Source organism: Flavobacterium akiainvivens, assembly GCF_001278115.1.
Classification (GTDB): domain Bacteria; phylum Bacteroidota; class Bacteroidia; order Flavobacteriales; family Flavobacteriaceae; genus Flavobacterium; species Flavobacterium akiainvivens.
In genome coordinates this window covers 4,263,476-4,283,812 of sequence record NZ_LIYD01000005.1, presented here as the reverse complement: position 1 = coordinate 4,283,812, position 20,337 = coordinate 4,263,476, and the positions used below count along the sequence as shown (strand labels likewise).

22 protein-coding genes, 3 tRNA genes and 1 rRNA gene are annotated in these 20,337 nt (G+C 43.2%); 16 read left to right on the top strand and 10 right to left on the bottom strand.

Features of this window, described 5'->3' with window-relative positions:
* Positions 1–57: 57 nt before the first annotated feature.
* The 8 genes from AM279_RS19300 to AM279_RS19275 form a co-directional block, all read right to left on the bottom strand.
* Positions 58–131, bottom strand: a tRNA-Ala gene (locus AM279_RS19300).
* 109 nt (positions 132–240) lie between these two features.
* Positions 241–314, bottom strand: a tRNA-Ile gene (locus AM279_RS19295).
* Positions 315–414: 100 nt separating this feature from the next.
* Positions 415–1,929, bottom strand: a 16S ribosomal RNA gene (locus AM279_RS19290).
* A gap of 373 nt (positions 1,930–2,302) precedes the next feature.
* Complete coding sequence (locus AM279_RS20990) at positions 2,303–2,428, bottom strand: hypothetical protein (protein WP_262494139.1); 126 nt, start codon at positions 2,426–2,428, stop codon at positions 2,303–2,305.
* Positions 2,429–2,626: 198 nt separating this feature from the next.
* The gene (locus tag AM279_RS21025) at positions 2,627–2,932 is read right to left on the bottom strand and encodes a LuxR C-terminal-related transcriptional regulator (RefSeq protein WP_316948721.1); all 306 of its coding nucleotides are present in this window, start codon (positions 2,930–2,932) and stop codon (positions 2,627–2,629) included.
* A gap of 24 nt (positions 2,933–2,956) precedes the next feature.
* On the bottom strand, positions 2,957–3,238 hold the full coding sequence (locus AM279_RS21020; protein WP_316948720.1) for a response regulator: 282 nt from the start codon (positions 3,236–3,238) through the stop codon (positions 2,957–2,959).
* Complete coding sequence (locus AM279_RS19280) at positions 3,235–3,978, bottom strand: hypothetical protein (protein WP_143090322.1); 744 nt, start codon at positions 3,976–3,978, stop codon at positions 3,235–3,237. Before AM279_RS19280 ends, AM279_RS21020 begins: the two co-directional genes overlap by 4 nt.
* Before the next feature lie 87 nt (positions 3,979–4,065).
* Entirely contained in the window at positions 4,066–4,254 is a 189-nt protein-coding gene (locus tag AM279_RS19275; protein WP_054409673.1) for a hypothetical protein, read from the bottom strand.
* Between the two features lie 73 nt (positions 4,255–4,327).
* Here AM279_RS19275 and AM279_RS19270 point away from each other — a divergent pair, with 73 nt between their 5' ends.
* From AM279_RS19270 to AM279_RS19255, 4 genes are all read left to right on the top strand, one after another.
* A complete protein-coding gene (locus AM279_RS19270; protein WP_054409672.1) occupies positions 4,328–4,714 on the top strand; it encodes a pyrophosphohydrolase domain-containing protein in 387 nt (128 codons plus the stop codon).
* Between the two features lie 7 nt (positions 4,715–4,721).
* Entirely contained in the window at positions 4,722–5,780 is a 1,059-nt protein-coding gene (locus AM279_RS19265; protein WP_054409671.1) for an isochorismate synthase, read from the top strand.
* Between the two features lie 359 nt (positions 5,781–6,139).
* The gene (gene bshB1, locus AM279_RS19260; RefSeq protein WP_054409670.1) at positions 6,140–6,856 is read left to right on the top strand and encodes a bacillithiol biosynthesis deacetylase BshB1; all 717 of its coding nucleotides are present in this window, start codon (positions 6,140–6,142) and stop codon (positions 6,854–6,856) included.
* A 63-nt stretch (positions 6,857–6,919) separates the two neighbouring features.
* Positions 6,920–6,995, top strand: a tRNA-His gene (locus AM279_RS19255).
* Positions 6,996–7,065: 70 nt separating this feature from the next.
* On the opposite strand, the gene AM279_RS19250 is transcribed toward AM279_RS19255, so the two are convergent.
* Positions 7,066–7,671 carry a hypothetical protein gene (locus tag AM279_RS19250; RefSeq protein ID WP_054409669.1) on the bottom strand — a complete coding sequence of 202 codons (606 nt, stop codon included), beginning with the start codon at positions 7,669–7,671 and terminating at the stop codon, positions 7,066–7,068.
* A gap of 10 nt (positions 7,672–7,681) precedes the next feature.
* Entirely contained in the window at positions 7,682–8,026 is a 345-nt protein-coding gene (locus tag AM279_RS19245) for a hypothetical protein (protein WP_054409668.1), read from the bottom strand.
* A gap of 229 nt (positions 8,027–8,255) precedes the next feature.
* On the opposite strand from AM279_RS19245, the gene AM279_RS19240 reads away from it, so the two are divergent.
* From AM279_RS19240 to yidC, 12 genes are all read left to right on the top strand, one after another.
* Positions 8,256–8,528, top strand: a complete 273-nt coding sequence (locus AM279_RS19240; RefSeq protein ID WP_054409667.1) for a hypothetical protein — start codon at positions 8,256–8,258, stop codon at positions 8,526–8,528.
* Positions 8,529–8,658: 130 nt separating this feature from the next.
* Positions 8,659–8,937, top strand: coding sequence for a hypothetical protein (locus AM279_RS19235; RefSeq protein ID WP_054409666.1), 279 nt, complete (start codon positions 8,659–8,661; stop codon positions 8,935–8,937).
* Positions 8,938–9,123: 186 nt separating this feature from the next.
* Entirely contained in the window at positions 9,124–9,717 is a 594-nt protein-coding gene (locus AM279_RS19230) for a penicillin-binding protein activator LpoB (protein WP_054409665.1), read from the top strand.
* Positions 9,718–9,740: 23 nt separating this feature from the next.
* Positions 9,741–11,252, top strand: a complete 1,512-nt coding sequence (locus AM279_RS19225; RefSeq protein WP_054409664.1) for a COG3014 family protein — start codon at positions 9,741–9,743, stop codon at positions 11,250–11,252.
* 24 nt (positions 11,253–11,276) lie between these two features.
* Positions 11,277–11,654 carry a hypothetical protein gene (locus AM279_RS19220; RefSeq protein WP_054409663.1) on the top strand — a complete coding sequence of 126 codons (378 nt, stop codon included), beginning with the start codon at positions 11,277–11,279 and terminating at the stop codon, positions 11,652–11,654.
* 70 nt (positions 11,655–11,724) lie between these two features.
* Positions 11,725–12,993, top strand: coding sequence for a GyrI-like domain-containing protein (locus tag AM279_RS19215; RefSeq protein WP_054409662.1), 1,269 nt, complete (start codon positions 11,725–11,727; stop codon positions 12,991–12,993).
* 164 nt (positions 12,994–13,157) lie between these two features.
* On the top strand, positions 13,158–13,550 hold the full coding sequence (locus AM279_RS19210; RefSeq protein ID WP_143090321.1) for a LysM peptidoglycan-binding domain-containing protein: 393 nt from the start codon (positions 13,158–13,160) through the stop codon (positions 13,548–13,550).
* A gap of 97 nt (positions 13,551–13,647) precedes the next feature.
* Entirely contained in the window at positions 13,648–15,555 is a 1,908-nt protein-coding gene (locus AM279_RS19205; protein ID WP_054409660.1) for a LysM peptidoglycan-binding domain-containing protein, read from the top strand.
* Between the two features lies 1 nt (position 15,556).
* On the top strand, positions 15,557–15,955 hold the full coding sequence (locus AM279_RS19200) for an OsmC family protein (protein ID WP_054409659.1): 399 nt from the start codon (positions 15,557–15,559) through the stop codon (positions 15,953–15,955).
* Positions 15,956–16,284: 329 nt separating this feature from the next.
* Positions 16,285–16,515, top strand: coding sequence for a DUF3820 family protein (locus AM279_RS19195; RefSeq protein ID WP_054409658.1), 231 nt, complete (start codon positions 16,285–16,287; stop codon positions 16,513–16,515).
* A gap of 239 nt (positions 16,516–16,754) precedes the next feature.
* The gene (locus tag AM279_RS19190; protein WP_054409657.1) at positions 16,755–18,371 is read left to right on the top strand and encodes a CTP synthase; all 1,617 of its coding nucleotides are present in this window, start codon (positions 16,755–16,757) and stop codon (positions 18,369–18,371) included.
* Between the two features lie 53 nt (positions 18,372–18,424).
* Complete coding sequence (gene yidC / locus AM279_RS19185; RefSeq protein ID WP_054409656.1) at positions 18,425–20,323, top strand: membrane protein insertase YidC; 1,899 nt, start codon at positions 18,425–18,427, stop codon at positions 20,321–20,323.
* The last annotated feature ends 14 nt before the right edge of the window (positions 20,324–20,337 follow it).

Sequence of the window (20,337 nt, the reverse complement as noted above, 5' to 3'; positions counted from 1 at the left end):
CGCAGTCCCAGTAGGCAGCTATCTGCTTACTGTTCACTGTGACTGTGAACTGGATTGTGGAGAATATCGGAGTCGAACCGATGACCTCCTGCGTGCAAGGCAGGCGCTCTAGCCAGCTGAGCTAATCCCCCGTTTTTCAGTCAGCAGTTACCAGATAGCAGTTTGCAGTTTGATAACGTGCTCACTCTAACGTGATAATCACTCAACTTCTAAAATTTCCTAAAAGATTCGAGAAACTAGTAGTCCCGGGCAGACTCGAACTGCCGACCCCTACATTATCAGTGTAGTACTCTAACCAGCTGAGCTACGAGACTATGTTTATTTCAAGCTCTCTCTTCTTTTTAATTTTTTGAACTAACAGCGAGAGTAGTATTACTCATCTTTATATCTAAGACTTAGAGACCGTGTCTCTAGAAAGGAGGTGTTCCAGCCGCACCTTCCGGTACGGCTACCTTGTTACGACTTAGCCCCAGTTACCAGTTTTACCCTAGGCAGCTCCTTGCGGTCACCGACTTCAGGTACCCCCAGCTTCCATGGCTTGACGGGCGGTGTGTACAAGGCCCGGGAACGTATTCACCGCATCATGGCTGATATGCGATTACTAGCGATTCCAGCTTCATGGAGTCGGGTTGCAGACTCCAATCCGAACTGAGACAGGCTTTATAGATTCGCTCCCATTTGCATGGTGGCTGCTCTCTGTACCTGCCATTGTAGCACGTGTGTAGCCCAGGACGTAAGGGCCGTGATGATTTGACGTCATCCCCACCTTCCTCACGGTTTGCACCGGCAGTCTTGTTAGAGTTCCCGACATTACTCGATGGCAACTAACAACAGGGGTTGCGCTCGTTATAGGACTTAACCTGACACCTCACGGCACGAGCTGACGACAACCATGCAGCACCTTGTAATATGTCCGAAGAAGGATCTGTTTCCAAACCTGTCATACTACATTTAAGCCCTGGTAAGGTTCCTCGCGTATCATCGAATTAAACCACATGCTCCACCGCTTGTGCGGGCCCCCGTCAATTCCTTTGAGTTTCAGGCTTGCGCCCGTACTCCCCAGGTGGGATACTTATCACTTTCGCTTAGCCACTCAGCATTGCTGCCGAACAGCTAGTATCCATCGTTTACGGCGTGGACTACCAGGGTATCTAATCCTGTTCGCTCCCCACGCTTTCGTCCATCAGCGTCAATCATTTGTTAGTAACCTGCCTTCGCAATGGGTATTCCATGTAATATCTAAGCATTTCACCGCTACACTACATATTCTAGTTACTTCACAAACATTCAAGCCCTACAGTATCAATGGCAATTTGACGGTTGAGCCGCCAGATTTCACCACTGACTTATAAAGCCGCCTACGGACCCTTTAAACCCAATGATTCCGGATAACGCTTGGATCCTCCGTATTACCGCGGCTGCTGGCACGGAGTTAGCCGATCCTTATTCTTACGGTACCGTCAAGCCTCTACACGTAGAGGGGTTTCTTCCCGTACAAAAGCAGTTTACACACCATAGATGCTTCATCCTGCACGCGGCATGGCTGGTTCAGGCTCTCGCCCATTGACCAATATTCCTCACTGCTGCCTCCCGTAGGAGTCTGGTCCGTGTCTCAGTACCAGTGTGGGGGATCTCCCTCTCAGGACCCCTACCCATCATAGCCTTGGTATGCCGTTACCATACCAACTAGCTAATGGGACGCATGCTCATCTTACACCGAAAAACTTTAATAATCACCTGATGCCAGGCAAAAATACTATGGGGTATTAATCCAAATTTCTCTGGGCTATCCCCCAGTGTAAGGCAGATTGCATACGCGTTACGCACCCGTGCGCCGGTCTCAAGGCCCGAAAGCCTCTACCCCTCGACTTGCATGTGTTAGGCCTGCCGCTAGCGTTCATCCTGAGCCAGGATCAAACTCTTCATCGTATATTTTTAATATTTTTACGATCTTTATTCTAAGCCTTAATTCGATAAAAGCAAAGTAATAATTACTCTCTCTTATGCTGTCAATCCAATATGTCTATGAACGTGTCATTCTTATTTCTTTCGCTTAACTTTTTAAACCGTGTGGCTTGTTTCGTTTAGCGGCTGCAAAAGTACAACTCTTTTTGAAACCGGCAAGCTTTTTGAGAATTTTTTTTCTCTTTTTTTTCTTACCGTTTAAAGCTTCACTTTAACCTCTCATTATGTCCCGAACCTCTCAGTTTGGGAGGGCAAAGATAAAATCTTTTCCCCTTTAAATCCAAGCTTTTTTAAAACTTTTTTTTAAACTTTTTGGCTAATTCCAAAACCTCATTCTTTATAGTAACTCAGCTTTTCTGTTAACCAATCCGTCTTTCAATCTTTCTAAGAGCGTCGCTGTTGTAGCGGGTGCAAAAGTAGTAACTTTTTCTTTACTTCCTAATCTTTCAACAACTTTTTTCAAATTTATTTTTTTGAAGACTTTTCTGATGTAAAACCAGCTTTGCCGTTGTTTTCAGTAAGTGTAGAACGTTGCTTGATTGCGGGTGCAAAAGTAACACCCTTTTGCACTTTCGCAAACTTTTAAATAACTTTTTTTAAAACTTTTTCTTAACATTCTGATAATATGAACACTTAGGAAAACAAGGTTTTTACAGATTCACTAAAAATCGTACTTCTTCTCTACGGAATATCGTAAAAGTTCAGTCTTGCCTTGTAGATTGAGTTTTTTAAGTATGTTTTTCCGATGGGTATCTACCGTTGTTTTACCTATATATAATAGGTCTGCTATTTCCTGAGACGTTTTACCTTCCCCAACAAGCTTTACAATTTCAAGTTCGCGCTTACTTAATGGAATATCATCCTGCCCAGGTTTAGCAACCTCTTTAATATTAACATCAAAAAAAGTTCCACCTACAGCTACAGACCGTATTGCCTCAACCAATGTTTTAAGGGAAGCATTCTTCATAACATAACCAGATGCCCCTGCCGCCTACATTTGTTCAACTGCATCATCTTGGTCAAACATGGTAAAAGCCACCACCTTACACTCCGGCACTTCACTCTTTATATATTTAGTAGCAGTAATACCATCCATCTTAGGCATCCTTATATCAGTAAGCACCACATGAGGTCTCTTAAGGCGCACAAGCTCCACAAGCCTTTCACCATCGTTAGCTTCACCTATAACATTAATACCATCTTCATATTCCAGGAATACTTTAATCCCGTCAATTAAGGACTGATGGTCTTCGGCAAGAATAACATTTATCATATATAAGGTATAGTAATGGTAATCATTTTTTCATTGTGAACATCAACCGAAACACCTTCCCGCGAAACATCAACGTCGTTACAAATGCTTTTTAGGGCTAAAATAGTATCAGGCATAGCTGCACTACCCTTTATTTGTAACGATAACACCGCTAAATTACTCTTTTGGGCGATATTAATTTCAACAACTGCCTTTTTTTGAATAATAACAACATCACTTAGCAACCGTTGTATGAGCAAAAAGAGCAAATATTCGCAGGATGAACTGATTTTACCCGAAAAACCAAGCGCCTTAAACTGAATTTTATGACCACTCAAATCAGACGCTTTTCTAACCAACTGCCTGATAATCTCAAATATAGCCTCACAGCTATGGTAGCTTACAGGATTGAGGAGCTTAACCCTGTTGTAAGCATCCTGCATCATGCCTACAAAGTTTAGCGTTTTTTCATCCACAGGCGAATTTCGCTCTGCATTAGACTCAAAACCAAGCCGTAACGCCGTTAAAGTACTGGCAAAATCATCCTGGATTGCACCTATTATTACATTTTTTTCATTATGATGCGCCTGCATCATATGCAATAAACAGATATTAGAAAACTCTGAAAACTGAAAATGCATGGTGTTTACCAGCCTCAAAGCGGTAATATTACGCCTGTAACCGGAGATTTTCTGAAAGGAGAAAACCACTGTTAGCAATAGCAAAATAAGGGCAAAGCCCAACATATATAGCTGATTCACAAAATAATATTTAGCAAATCAAATCTACTGTTGCGCCACGATAAAAAAATCCCCATAAATGGGGATTTTACAATATTTAAAAAATGATTAATCTTTTGTTAGCAACTTGATAGCCAGTAATACACCTATAAACAACAGGAACGCCAGCAAAATCCAGTAGCTACCCTTGTAATACTTCTTGTGCAACGGCAGGTCTTTTCTGTACACATATATCATTACCGCTACAAAAACTACTATAAAAACGCCTGCAAATACAAGCTGTCCGGTTGTAAACATGTTGAAATCTTTTTGCAAAGCTACAACTTTGGGCGCGTAATAACCGTAATTTTAAAAATTAAAATTTAGCATCATGAAAAAACAGTTAGACTCTGTAAATCAATTTCATAGCTCATTTGGGCTGGGCATTAGCGATGTACCTAAAGCCACCCTTGGAGACAACATTAACCTGCTGCGTTTTAACCTTATGAAGGAAGAAAACGAAGAATACCTGGAGGCAGCACAACGCGGCGACCTTACCGAAGTAGCTGATGCTCTGGGAGATATGCTCTACATTTTATGCGGAACTATACTGGAGCACGGCCTGCAATACAAAATTGAGGAGGTTTTTGACGAGATTCAGCGTAGTAATATGAGCAAGCTTGGCGAAGACGGCAAACCGGTATACCGCGAAGACGGCAAGGTACTTAAAGGCCCCAACTATTTTAAGCCCGATTTTAGTAACATACTGAATATGTAACGGTTACATGACCAATATTTTCTTACGCATACAAGAGCAACTGGCCGCAAACCTGCCTTTTGCCGTTTACTCAAAGCCTGGAAGCGAGGCACTTACAGGTGTTTTTCAGGTTACTGAAGGCAACTTCACAGTGACCGACCATACTGAAAGCGGCTTTATATTTGCCCCGTTCAACCAGGGTTCTACAGCATTTATCCCTCATAATCAGTCAGATATAATTACATCTGAGTTAAAACCGGAGGATGCCCCCGCCCTTTCAAACGGACTGGAACCCAATCCGGATTACGGCAAGAAACACTTTGAAAACCTTGTAAACCAGTGCATTACAACTATTAAGTCGGGCGAATTTGACAAGCTTGTCGCATCGCGAACGGAAATTGTTGAAAATGAATCAATTGACATTATCGCCCTGTACAAGCGCCTGCTCTACACCTATCCTAATGCACTCAGGTACTGCTTTTTTAGCCCCGAAACCGGCTTGTGGATGGGTGCCACACCCGAGCAACTCATTAAGGTTGAGGCCAATACCCTGCATACCGTAGCCCTGGCAGGTACCCAGCTTTATAGTCCCGAAAAGAAAGCCGTATGGCAGGACAAGGAAAAACAGGAACAACTATTTGTTACACAATACATTACAAATACACTACAACCATTCACAACAACAATCTCAGCTACAGAGCCTTATACCTTTAGGGCAGGGAATTTAGTGCATATAAAGACTGATATTTCAGCCGAAATAGCCTCACAATCAACACTTAAGGAGGTAATAAGCGCCCTGCACCCCACCCCCGCCGTTTGCGGCCTGCCAAAGGCTGAAGCCATGGGCTTTCTTATTGATAATGAAGATTATAACCGCGAATATTACGCCGGCTACCTGGGCGAACTCAACCATGATTTTGCAACCGGGCAGCCTAAAACCGACCTATTTGTCAACCTGCGCTGCATGAAAGTAACTGATAATAAGGCACATCTATACATTGGGTGCGGCATTACCGCCGACAGCGACCCCGAAAAAGAGTACATGGAAACCGTCAACAAAAGCATGACCATGAAAAAGCTGTTTTAGAAAATCAAAAACACAGTAATTTCTTACACTTTAATATAATTTTAACGCTAATTCTTCACTTTCGGACTTCGAGATTCAAAATCAGGATTCAGGTTTTTAAAAATTATAATGCGCTAAAAAAACACTTAATTTTTCACTTTTGGGTTTTAAACTATTTTCGAAACCCAAAAGTGGAAAAATTTTGAAACCAAAATTTCTTCCCACCTTAAAAAAGTGCTGCCTCAAAAAAATTCACGATATATCGTGAATTTAGTCGAAAGAATGAAAGTCAAAAGTCAAAAGCCGGACATCGGACATCCAACTTTCGACTTTTGACTTTGACACTTTCCTCCTTATGACTTCTTCCGTATCTTTGCACCATGAAATTAGACATACTTGTATTTGGTGCGCACCCGGATGACATAGAGCTTGCCTGTGGCGCCACCATAGCTAAAGAAATAGCATTGGGCAAAACAGTGGGCGCGGTAGACCTTACCCGTGGCGAACTGGGCACACGCGGCACTGCCGAACTAAGGGATGAAGAAGCCGCCGATGCTGCCCGCATACTGGGCCTTAGCGTTAGGGAAAACCTGCGTTTTCGCGATGGGTTCTTTACAAATGATGAAGCCCACCAGCTTGAAGTAATTAAAATGATACGCAAATACCGCCCTGATGTGGTTATTGCAAACGCCATAGACGACCGCCATATAGACCACGCCCGCGCCAGCAAGCTGGTTAGCGATGCCTGTTTTCTCAGCGGCCTGCGCCGTATTGAAACCGGGATTGACGGCACGCAGCAGGAAGCCTGGAGGCCCAAAACCGTATACCATTATATACAGTGGAAAGATATTGAGCCCGATTTTGTGGTAGACGTTACCGGATATATAGATACCAAGGTGGCAGCGGTTATGGCTTACAAGTCGCAATTTTATGACCCAAACAGCGCCGAACCCGTTACACCCATTGCCACAAAAAACTTTCAGGAAAGCATTTTATACCGTGCTGCAAACCTGGGCAGGCTTATAAATACCGAATATGCCGAAGGTTTTACGGTAGAAAGGTATGTGGCAGTGAGCAGTTTAGGAAATTTAATTTAAAAAGTGTAGATTTTGCTTGCAAAACCCGCATAAGCGTTATATATTTGCACTCGCAAAACAAATGGTGATTGTAGCTCAGTTGGTTAGAGCGTCGGATTGTGGTTCCGAAGGTCGTGGGTTCGAGACCCATCATTCACCCTTAAAGCTGAAAAGCCGGAGTATTTACTCCGGCTTTTTTTATATAAAAAAAAACGACTTCTCACTTAATCTCATAGGCTATCAATCACAATTTGATAATATTTTTTATTAATTGAGTCATATTCTAAACTACCTTCTTCTAACTGCATATACTCAGAATAATTTGCACTATACTCGCCCTCCTTATAATCATAATTATAGTAATAAGACTCTATTGGAAAATCAGCTACTTTCCCATCTACTTTCACATCCTCTTTTCCATTATCATCTTGTTTAATTTTATAAGCAAATTTTAGCGCATCTTTTTTAGTTGCCCCTATCGGACTACTTCCCATTAATATTAAAACCTTAGCTTTTTTATATTTTGGCAGCAACTTCTTATATTCATAGATATGCTTTATGTTGGCTATGTAAGGTTTTTGCTCTAAAACGGGCAATTCTTTCTCTGCTCTTTCAGCATAAATACATGCCAGCGAATCTTCCCCCATTTTAAAATAACATAAAGCTAAAAAATATGAGGTTTTTGAATGTTTTTTAATACGATATGATTTTGAAAAACTAATCGCAGCATTTTGATAATCAGACTTATTATACAAGCCTAACCCCTTCTTAAACTCTTGCTTATGATCGTTATCGAACATAGCAAAAAAGATAAAAACATAAAGGATTGATTTCATACATTATAATTTAAATTGAATCTTCAACCGGTTGATCTTTAATAGTTTCATTCGGAAATTGACGTTTTTGTTCATAGTGCGATCCTGATTCCGTATCTAATGAAACAGCCTGTTCAGTCCCCATTGCATAACCTATCAACAAAATACCCAGCAATAAAAACAATAATCCAGGTGAACTACTTACAAGCCCACCTTTTAAGCCTTTATAATCGGCCGAAAACTTAAATTCACCTTTAACACCATCCTTAATAAGTTGATAGCCTAATTTAACGGTGAAAAATCCAAGTGTAAAACAAACTATTTTTATGATGGCATTACACAGCACACCTATAGCCGAAAGAGTAAATTCATCCATTATTTAAGAAATACGTTCATACCAAACTTACAAAACATGAAATCAAATACAATCCCTATAAATAGGTATTTTAACAATACTTTTACTTAAAATCCAAACAATAAACAGTTACTAAACATCTAATTATCAGAAAATAACTTAAAAACAACCATCGCATAATTTTATAAGATTTTTAGTATAAATTAATCAATGTAAGTGGTAATTTAGCAATAACCAAAACACTAACACCATGGACTACACAGCTTTAGAAAATGATTTTGAATGTGCGTGCCAGGATGTAATCACCACATTAAAGAGTAGCTACAAAACCAGTTACAGCGCCGGCGGGGCCGCAAAGCTTGAGGCTTTCCTCAACCTTATAAAAACAGAATTTGATACTGCAGAGGCTAAATTTATTGACACCAACAAGCTTACAGGCAACACCGAAGCGCTTAAGCGTGTGCGCGATATTGCCAAAAAACACGCCAAAACCTGCCTGGAATACTATGCCAGGGTACAATAACCCCCTGTGAGCCTGCAAATTAAACCCATTACACAATTTTAATAATTTTGAGTTTAATTTTATAACTTTCTTACGTCTGCTCTGTTTTTATTTTGTAATCCGAAAATTTTTTAAACGGAATGTAAAATAAATGGAATTGAAATTTAAAGAGTTTGAAAAGCGGCTTGAAAAAGCATGCGGCAATGTGCACCGGGATTTTAGCAAAAAGTACAATAGCGATATTTACCTTTCGGCAGGCGGCTCTAAGCTGGAGGCTTTTATAAGCGATTTACAGCAGGAGCTGGAAATTACCGCCACCACATTCTTAAAAGAAAACAACCTTGAAAAAGATGCCGAAGCCCGCAAAAGGGTTTTTACAATGATTAAGTTTCAGGCAAAAAGGTGTGTAGAAAGTTTCAGCCGCATTTAATTTTAAGCTGCACATCAGGTAATTGAACCAAAAAAAGTTTACATTTGCTTACTATATAAATACCCTTATTAGGGTATTTTTTTTGCGCATGCCCCGGCCAAAAATTTATTGGCACGCTCTTTGTAAACCGATTTTAACAAGTAGACTTTGTTAAATATCAATCAAAAAATCAAATACAAAATTACCATGAAAACACGTACACTATCAATTGCTCTTGCCCTGGCGCTTGCCACTACACTTTCTAACTGCGGTGGCACCAAGGTAGAAAGGGTTAGCGAAAACAGCGTAACCGACCTAAGCGGCCGCTGGAACGAGACCGACTCAAGGCTTACCGCCGAAGAAATAACTGCCGAACTTATGGACCACGCCTGGTACAGCACCTTTGCATCTGAAAATGCAGGCAAAAAACCGGTTCTTATTGTGGGCCTTATTACAAACAAGTCGCACGAGCAAATAGCTACCGAAACCTTTAGTAAAGATATAGAGAAGGCCATTATTAACTCAGGCCGTATGAAACTGGTTCAGGCCGGCAACATGCGCGAGGAAATAAGGGCCGAAAGGGCAGACCAGCAAAACAACGCCAGCCAGAGCACCATGAAAAAATTTGGCCTTGAAAACGGCGCTGATTTTATGATACAGGGCACTATAAACTCTATAGTAGACCAAAATAAGAAAGAAAAAAGCGTGTACTACCAGATAGACCTTGAGCTTACAAACATCCAGACCAACGAAAAAGTATGGATAGGCGACAAAAAAATCAAGAAAATGGTTAGCAAGTAATTGCAGTTACCCCAAACCAGCTTATGAAGGTTTTACAGCACATTGCCGTTATGGGCGCCGGGCTCTTGCTTGCGGGCAGTATTCAGTCGTGCAGTACTTATAATATGAAGTCGGCAGAGATTGAAACAGACCTTTTAGCGGGCAACTATCCCGGCGCGCTTGCCCATGCCGGCAAAAACAAGTTCCTTAAGAAAAAACGCAACGAGCTGCTCTTCCTTATGGAAAAAGGCCGCCTGGAGCACCTTAACGGAAACTATGAAGAAAGCAACCGCATTTTTGAACAGGCCTACATTATAATAGACGACAGGATAAAAACAAACGCCGGGCAGGCGGTAGCCGCAAAGCTTACCAACCCCATGGCCGAGCCTTACAAAGGCGAAGACTTTGAAAAAGTTACCCTGCATTACTACAAGGCGCTCAACTACATTCGCCTGGGGTTGCCCAATGAGGCGCTGGTTGAGGCAAAGCGCATCAACATAAAGCTTGATGAGCTTAACCTTAAGTATCCAGAGGGTAAAAAGAACAAGTACCGTGTAGATGCCTTTTCGCTTATAATTGAAGGCCTGCTGTATGAAAACACCGGCGATATTAACGGCGCGTTTATATCCTACCGCAATGCCTATGAAATTTATGCGGCAAACGGCAACAGTTATTATGGCGTTCCGCTGCCGGAGCAGCTTAAAAAAGACCTGCTGCGCACCAGTAAGCAATTAGGCTTTACACAGGAGTATAACGAGTATGCCGCCAAATTTGGCCTTCCGGCAGAAGTGGCACAAAAACAACCCGCCGAAGCCGTTATTATTTGGGAAAACGGCCTGGGCCCTGCAAAAGACCAGATTATGCTAACGCTGTCGGGCACGGGCGATTTCTTTTATGCCAGCTATATGGAAGACGGCAAGGTGATAGACATACTGCTCCCCATTCCGCTGGGCACAGATTTAGGCACGGTTAACGCCCTTGCCATACCCAAGTACCGCAAGCGTGATAATTATTATACCCATGCTACCCTTGTGGTAAACGGCAACGAGGTGCCCATTGAGCTGGCACAGGATTTTTACCCCATTGCCAAAGAATGCCTAAACGACCGTATGCTGCGCGAAATACTGGATATGGCGTTGCGCTTTGCCGCCAAAAAAGGTGCAAGCATGCTGCTGGGTGCCATTGCCGAAGGCGTGGCCGGCGGCAGTAACGATAAAAAAGAAGAGCGCACCAGCAGTAAGGGCGTAGAAAAAAAGGAAGACAAAACCGATGCCAATGATATAGGCAGGCTTATTGGCGATATTGCCGGTGCCGTTACCGAAAAGGCCGATACCCGCAACTGGCAGTCGCTGCCGGCTACAATAAACTATATAAGGGTGCCGCTGCAACAGGGCAACAACACTTTTACCATAAAAAAGTATGGCAAAAACGGGTATGATACCCAAACCATAACCATACCTTACAAGCCGGGCCTGCAAATTCTTAATTATGCCGATATAAGCCACAGGGCTGTGCCTGCACCTGCAACTGCACAACCTGCCGTTAGTACAGAATAATTGTAAACCAATACCAGACGGATTATGAAAAAGTTAGTATTAGTATTTGCTATACTGTTTGCGCTACCCGCCGTGGCACAAACAGACAACGGCTGGGAAGAATGGCAAAAAACCAGCTGCTACAGCCACATACAGTTCCGCCTTAAGTTTGTAGAGCAGCGCGGCGAGCAGTATGTATGGAAGGTGCAGTTTAAAAACACCTACAGCAACCTTATATCGTTTAGCTACCATGTAACCGATGAGCCCGGCGATTACAGTCTCACAACACACCGCAAGGTTTTAGAAAAAGGCGCCACAAGCGGCGAGGTAGAGGTGTTTACCGCTAAAGAAGATATTTTCCTGGTGGTAGACAAGGTTAGTTTTTCGGCATATCCCACAAATTATGTAGATTGCGACCAGTAACCTAAAGATATTTTTTAAGTAACCGGAAATATTTATACTTTTACACATTGTAAAAATATTTCCGGCCTTAATGAAGATTTTAAAGTATATTTTCCTGCTCCTTATATTATCGGCGTTTGCCGTGGTGGTATTTATAGCCACCCAAAACGGAAAATATACCATTACCCGCCAAAAGGTAATTTTTGCACCAAAGGAAACCCTCTTTGGTTATATTAACGATTACCAGAACTGGGAAAACCTTAACCTGCTTACCGGGGCAGACACCACAGCTACCTATAACTATTCTGATAACACCGCCGGAACAGGCGCTTTTATGTCATGGCAAAAAGGCGATACTGATGGTACCATAAAAACCATTGCTGCAGCTAACGACTCTATATCACAACTTGCAAAAGTAAACGGGCTTGAAAGCGACTTAAAGTGGTTTTTTAAAGATACACTGGGCGGCACTAAGGTATCAGTCACTATAGAAGGCCAGCTTACCTTTGCCGAGAAAGCCCAGGCACTGCTTAACAGCGAGGCCATAAACACCACCTACAGCAACAGCGCGGCAAAAGGCCTTGAAAACCTTAACACCTATTTAGTATCAGACCTTAAAAAGTTTGATATTAAGGTAGCACAGGCATTGGTTAAAAAAACAGGCACATTTTACCTGGGGCATACCGCCACCACCCTGCGCAAAGACATAAGCAAAACAACACAGGAATACTTTAAAAAGCTACAGGGCTTTTCTGCCAAAAACAAGATTGTTACCACCGGAGAGCCTTTTGTCCTGTACAAAAACTACAGCCACCAGCGCGATACGTTAACGTATACTGTTTGTATCCCTATTAAAGATGAACTGTTTACATCGCCGGGCAGCGAGTTTGAAAGCGGCAAGCTGGAAGCCTTTAACGCCCTGAAAACCACCCTTACCGGAGATTATAGCCACCTGCCTAAAGCATGGCAGGCCGCACAAAAGCACATTGCCGAAAAGGCATTGCCCGAAAATACTGCCCTGCCGTATGTGGTTAATTATGCAAAAAACATAAAGCACACCCGCAGACCATCTATGTGGGTAACCGATGTATATGTACCCGTAGGCCCGGCAATAACCCCTACCCTCCCGGCAGATTCTACAGCGGTGGCAGCACCTGTTTTAAGGGTAGTATCGCCCGCAACAAGGCCTGCTACAACTCCGCCAACCGGCACTACCCAAAAACCAAAAACCACAACCGCACCGGCGGGTACTGCCCCAAAACCGGCAACAACAAAACCTAAAACCACACCTCCTGCTACCCCGGCACCAAAACCGGCTACGGAAAACCGTAAAACCGAAAATCCAACTGAAGAGTTCTAAAAACCGACTAAAGGTGTTTTTATATCGGCAAACTACACTATTGTAGGGGTAGTCTTTCAAATATCATTTTTAACATATTAAACATTAGTTAAAGTACGCAATAGTCTATAAATCAATATTATTACTCTATATATTTACGGTCACTACCATAAAAAACATAGAGTATGAAAATGAATTTAACACTCGCCGCCCTCTTGTTTTGCATGATGGGCATTAAGGCCACAGCACAGGACCAAAGCGATGAAGGTGCTACTACAATTACTACCACAACTACAACCGAAACCACTACAGTAAAGAAAAAAAATGCCAGGGAGGAAGAAAACATCCCTACGGTAGCGCACACGGTGCAAATGGGCGAAACCGTAATGCTTATCTGTAAAAAGTACATTGTTGCCCCGGATGACATTTATAAATTAAACCCTGAAGCGGTAGATGGCATTAGCCCCGGCATGGTGCTGCGCGTTCCGTCAGAAAAAAAGGTTGATGCCAGGCCGGCTAAGTCTAAACCGGTCGATACTTCTGTAACATCGCGCACAGCCAAAAGAGATGAGGAGTAGGAATTTACGTGTTTTAACGTAAAATTATAAATACAAAAATACTTTATAAGCCGTTACAAAAGTTACCTTTGTAACGGCTTACTTATTTAAAACACACATGAAATACCTGTTAACTATAGTTTTATGGGCGGCTTTTGCCCTAACACCTGCCTGGGCGCAGGAGTATAAAAAGCACACCGTGGCTAAAGGAGAAACCATTACGGCCATTGCCCAGAAATACAAAGTTACCCCCTATGACATTTACAAGCTAAACCCCGATGCCAAAAACGGCATTAAAGAGGGCGGCACACTGCTTATACCGGGCCTGGCCACAAAGCCTGCCAAAGAAGAAAAAGAACAGCCTACCAAGGTGGCTAACAGCATACACGAGGTTCAGCCAAAGGAAACCCTGTATGGCATAGCAAAAAAATACAACGTAAGCGAAGACGACCTTAAAAAGGCCAATGCAGAAGTACTTAAAGACGGGCTTCAGCCCGGGCAGCAGCTGGTTGTACCTATAAAAGGCAGCGGCGTGGCGGCACAGGTTAAGATTGCCGAAAAGCAGCAGGCTAAAAAGAACGAGCCGTCTTACTTTTTTCATACTGTGGAAGCAGGCGAAACCAAGTACAGCATTGCCAAAAAATACGGCATGACCCTGCAACTGCTTGAAGAGCTAAACCCGGAGGTTAAAGAAACCCTGCCGTTGGGCTTTAAGCTGAAGCTGGATAAAAACTCGGTTATTGAAGAGGCTGAAGTGAGCAGCAAGCCTGCACCTGAGCATAAAACAGAATATGTAGAATATGAGGTTGAAGCTAAAGAAACATTTTACAGCATAGGCAAGGCAACCGGCCTTACCGAAGCCGAGATTGTTGCCCTTAACCCCGATGCTAAAGACGGCCTTAAAGAAGGCATGGTGCTAAAACTGCCCGCTCCACAGGGTGTGGCAGCAACACCGGGCAGCAATGCACCCGCACCGCGCGGCCTTGTGGCTACCCTTAAAAAAGACAACGATAAAAAACTGGCACTGCTTATACCGTTTAACCTTGCCCGTATGGAAAACGATACGGTTAAGAGCAAAATGCTGCGAAACGACAAGTTCCTTAACATGACGCTTGATTTTTATGCAGGTGCCCTTGTGGCTATAGACTCGGCTAAAACGCTGGGGCTGCCGCTTAATGTGGTAATTTTAGATGCTAACGAAACATCTAAAAGCAGCGATGTGGCTACCCTTAAAAGCCGCCTTAACGGTGTAAACGCCATAATAGGTCCGTTTTACCAAAACAATGTAGAGGCTGCCGCCGGGCTGTTTCCGGGTGTGCCGGTAATATCGCCGCTTAGCAAAGACCTGAAGTCGGGTGCTACAAACCTGTACCAGTCAATCCCTTCGGCCGATGCACAGCGCAAGGCATTGCTGGATTACCTTACGGCTAACGGCGCTAATGTGGTTGCCATTACCGATTCTAAGAAAACCAGTGCGCGCGACTTTATAAAATCAAACTATCCTAAAGTAAGGCTACTTGAAGGCAGCATAACGGCCGATAATATTAAGAGCCTGCTGGTTACCGGCAAAAAGAACTATGTGCTGCTGGATACCGAAACCCTTACCTCTATAACCGGCGTTACAAGGCTGCTTATTGAAGCACAGGCTCAATATGATATTCAGCTTGCCGTGCCGGAGTTTACCGATAAGTATGAACACAATGAGGTGCCGCTGGAAAGGCTTATCAAGCTTAAAACCCTGTATGCCGCCGCAACTAACGACAGCCAGGGAGCGCAGTACAACCAGTTTGTAAGGGCTTTCCGTGCCAAAAACGGCCACAACCCTTCGTCTTATGCCACCCGTGGTTTCGACGTTACGTTTGATGTTATAACCAGGCTGTTCCAGAAAGATGATTTTGGCACACTACAGCACAATGTAGTGACCGACCAGGTGGCCAACAGGTTTAACTACATAAACGGTAACCAGAATGCGGGTATTTACATCCTGCAATACAACGAAGGCAATATTATTTCTAAAGTAAACTAACATGACCAGCAAAGTAACCTACCTTGGCGATTTACGCACATCATCTGTACACACGGCATCGGGCAGCGAAATACTGTCTGACGCACCGGTAGACAACAACGGCCGCGGCGAGGCATTCTCTCCCACCGATACCGTTGCCAATGCCCTTGCCAGCTGTATGCTTACCGTTATGGGCATCAAGGCCCGCGATATGCAGGTAGACCTTACCGGCACCACAGCCGAGGTTACCAAAACCATGCAGGCATCCCCAAGGAAAATATCGGGTATTAAAGTAGTCTTTAACATGAAAAGCAATGCCGATGATAAGGCCCGTACTATTTTAGAACGCACCGCCCTTACCTGCCCCGTACACTTAAGCCTGCACCCGGATATAGAAAAAGACATTACTTTTAACTGGTAAGGCTTACAACAACTGTTAAAGAAAAAACGTACACTTTAAGAGTTTTTGTTACAAAAATCACTTTTTTACTCGTGTTGCGTTATAAAAATATTCATATTTTAAATTATTTTATGCCCTACAGGCATATTTATAGAGGTAAATTAAGTTTTTATTAATAAAATTAGTTTACATTTGTCACATCGACAGAAATTTAATGCAACTAAAGACTGCCTTATAAGGTAAGGGGGTTACCTCATAAAGCAATTTAAAGGTTTTTAGAACATTTGTTTATTATATTTCTTCATTCATCCGGCTCCCCTGCAATTAGCAGGGGAGTTTTTTTTACTACTATGGACGCCCAGAAAGAATTCCTTATAAAACTTGCACATACTAAAATGCCCTTTGGCAAATACGAAGGCTATTACCTTATAGATTTGCCCGAATATTATATAGTGTGGTACAGCAACAAGGGCTTCCCGCCCGGCCAGCTGGGGCTCATGATGCAAACCGTGTATGAGCTTAAGCTAAACGGCCTCGAAAACCTGGTGCGCAACATAAAGCAGCAGTACCCAAAGCGGTGAAGTAATGTAGCAATTTATCAATACCTTAATGTAACATATTAAGAACTGGCAAAAAGCCCGGTTAAATTTGCCATATCAAAATCCGGACTGGCAACCAATTGTTACATGAAATAATCGACACATTAAATAATTGCCTGCGGCAAATTGCTACATTGAATAATTGATATATTGGTAAATTAATTTTCGTACTTTTGCCACGTTTTTTAAACAGCAACAACACAACAACAGGAGGAATTATAATGAATCAGACTAAGTACATTTTTGTTACCGGAGGCGTTACATCTTCCCTTGGAAAGGGAATCATAGCGGCTTCGCTGGCAAAGTTGCTACAGGCCAGGGGCTACAGGGCCACAATCCAGAAATTTGACCCGTATATTAACGTAGACCCGGGCACACTAAACCCTTATGAACACGGCGAATGCTACGTTACAGACGATGGCGCCGAAACCGACCTTGACCTGGGCCACTATGAGCGTTTTCTAAACGTTCCTACCAGCCAGGCTAACAACGTTACCACAGGCCGTGTGTACCTTTCGGTTATAGAAAAAGAACGCCGTGGTGAGTTTTTGGGCAAAACCGTACAGGTAGTACCCCATATAACAAACGAGATTAAAGAGCGCATGCAGCTGCTGGGCAACAGTGGCGATTATGATATTGTAATTACCGAAATAGGCGGTACCGTGGGCGATATTGAGTCGCTACCTTATATAGAGTCGGTTCGCCAGCTTATATGGGACCTTGGCGAAAGCAACAGCCTTGTAATACACCTTACCCTGGTGCCTTACCTTGCCGCTGCCGGAGAGCTTAAAACCAAGCCTACACAGCACTCGGTTAAAACACTAATGGAAAGCGGTATTAAAGCCGATATCCTGGTGTGCCGTACAGAGCATGAGCTATCGAGCGACTTAAGGCAAAAGCTTGCCCTTTTCTGCAACGTAAGCAAAGAGAGCGTAATACAGTCTATAGACGCTTCTACAATATACGATGTGCCTAACCTTATGCTTGAAGAAGGCCTTGACAGGGTGGCGCTTAAAAAACTGGCGCTTCCTGAAAAGAACACGCCGGACTTAAAACAGTGGAATGAGTTCCTGTTTAAGCTTAAAAACCCTAAGCACACCGTAAACATTGGCCTTGTAGGCAAGTATGTAGAGCTTCAGGATTCTTACAAATCAATACTTGAGGCATTTATACACGCCGGTTCGGCTAACGAAACCAAGGTTAACGTTATTAGCGTTCACTCAGAATTCCTTGACGAAGATAACGCTGCCGAGAAATTCCGTGGGTTAGACGGTATACTGGTTGCCCCGGGCTTTGGAGGCCGTGGTATTGAAGGTAAAATAGAAACTGTGCGCTATGCGCGTGAAAACAACATACCGTTCTTTGGTATTTGTTTAGGTATGCAAATGGCGGTTATAGAATATGCACGCAACGTGCTGGGCTGGAAAGAAGCCAACTCTACCGAAATGAACGAGCACACCCCATACCCTGTTATAAACATTATGGAGGAGCAAAAAAATATTACCGATAAAGGCGGCACAATGCGCCTGGGTGCATGGAAATGCCACCTTGAAGATGGCTCACTTGCAAGTAACATATATGGCGGCAAAACTGATATTTTAGAGCGCCACCGCCACCGTTATGAGTTTAACGGCGAGTATGTTAACGAGTTTAAAGATGCCGGGCTTACACTATCGGGCATAAACCCCGATACTGGCCTTGTAGAGGTTATTGAGCTTAAGAGCCATCCGTATTTTGTTGGCGTACAATACCACCCTGAGTATAAGAGTACCGTAGCCAACCCGCACCCGCTGTTTGTAGCGTTTGTTAAGGCTGCCGTGGCTAAAAAGAGCGTATAAATTCCCGCCAATTTGGGAATCTGCCGAAAGGCATATAGTAAATTAAAAACTAAATGGAAGAAAAAAAGTTAGACTTAAAAACCATTATCGGGTTTGGTGTAATCATGCTGCTTTTGCTGTGGATGATTTATAACAACACAGCCGATCAGGAAAAAGAAGCCGCTGCTAAAGAAAAACAGGAGCAGATTGACAAGGCAAAGAAAAAGGATATCCCTGAGCCTGCCACTGCACAAATAGCACAGGATTCGGTTTCGGCTGATTCGCTTAAAAATGCAAAGCTTAAAAGTACGCTGGGTGCTTTTGCCTACAGCGCTACCCTGCCATCGGCTAAAGACACGGTTACTACCATTAAGAATGACCTTTTAAGCCTTTCTGTTTCTAACAAAGGTGGTTATATTAAAGTGGCCAACCTTAACTATGAGCAGTTTGAAAAAGGCAGCAACAAAAGGGTTGAGCTTATTAAAAACAATAATGCCGATTTTAACCTGCAGTTTAAAACCGCAGACAACCGCATACTTAACACCCGCGACCTGTATTTTGAGCCTAAGCTAACTAAAGAGGGCAAAAACCAGGTACTAACCATGAGGCTTAAAGCCGGTGAAAACCAGTTTCTGGAGTACCGCTACACCCTTAAGCCAGATGAGTTTATGCTTGATTTTTCTATCCGCACACAAGGGCTTGCTCAGGTTATAGACACATCTAAGCCGGTAGACCTTGAGTGGAAACTGAAATCATACCGCAACGAAAAAAGCATTTCGTTTGAAAACCGTTATACCGACCTGATTTATGAATATGAAGAAGGTAAGGACAACAACCTGGGCCAGGGCAGCAGCGAGAGCGACAGCGCCGAAAAAGTAAGCTACATTGCTTTTAAGCAACACCTGTTTACATCTATCCTGCTTACAGATACACCGTTTAAAACGGCCGACTTTAAGCTGGACAACCTTGTAAAAGACGAAGAAAAAGACACAGTATATACCAAGCAGTTTGCTGCTAAAATGCCTCTTGATTTTAAAGGTGGCGAGCTTAGCTACAACATGAACTGGTACTATGGCCCTACTGACTACAAAATACTAAACGACTACGACAAAAACCTTGACGAGATTGTACCACTTGGCTGGGGTATCTTCGGGTGGATAAACAGGTTTATCTTTATCCCTGTATTTACGCTGCTTGCCAAAATACTGCCTTATGGTATTACCATTATAGTGTTTACCATACTAATCAGGCTGGTTATGTCTCCGGTAACGTATAAGTCGTACCTGTCTCAGGCCAAGATGAAGGTACTGCGCCCTGAAATCCAGGAAATAAACGAGAAGTACAAAAACGACGCCATGAAAAAACAGCAGGAAACCATGAAGCTGTACAGCACTGCGGGCGTTAACCCAATGGCGGGCTGCTTACCGGCGCTTATGCAAATACCGGTATTCTATGCGCTGTTTCAGTTCTTCCCGTCGTTCTTTGACTTAAGGCAGCAAAACTTCCTTTGGGCGGCCGACCTTTCGTCTTACGATTCTATTTACAAGCTGCCGTTCCGCATTCCGTTTTACGGAGACCACGTGAGCCTGTTCCCTATCCTGGCATCGCTGGCCATCTTCTTCTATATGAAAATGACCACAGGCGACCAGACTATGGCAGCGCCACCACAGGAAGGCATGCCGGATATGAGCAAGATAATGAAGGTTATGATTTACATCTCTCCGCTTATGATGCTTATATTCTTTAACAGCAACCCGGCCGGTTTGAGTTTGTACTACTTTATCTCTAACCTTATTACAATAGGTATTATGTATGTTATTAAAAACCACATTGTAAAGGAAGATAAAATACACGCCCTGATTGCCGCTAACAAGAGCAAGCCTAAAAAGCAAGGCCGTTTCCAGGCTAAAATGCAGGAAATGATGGAGCAGGCACAGGAGCAGCAAAAAAACAAGCCTACAAGAAGAAAATAACACACAGATATAAC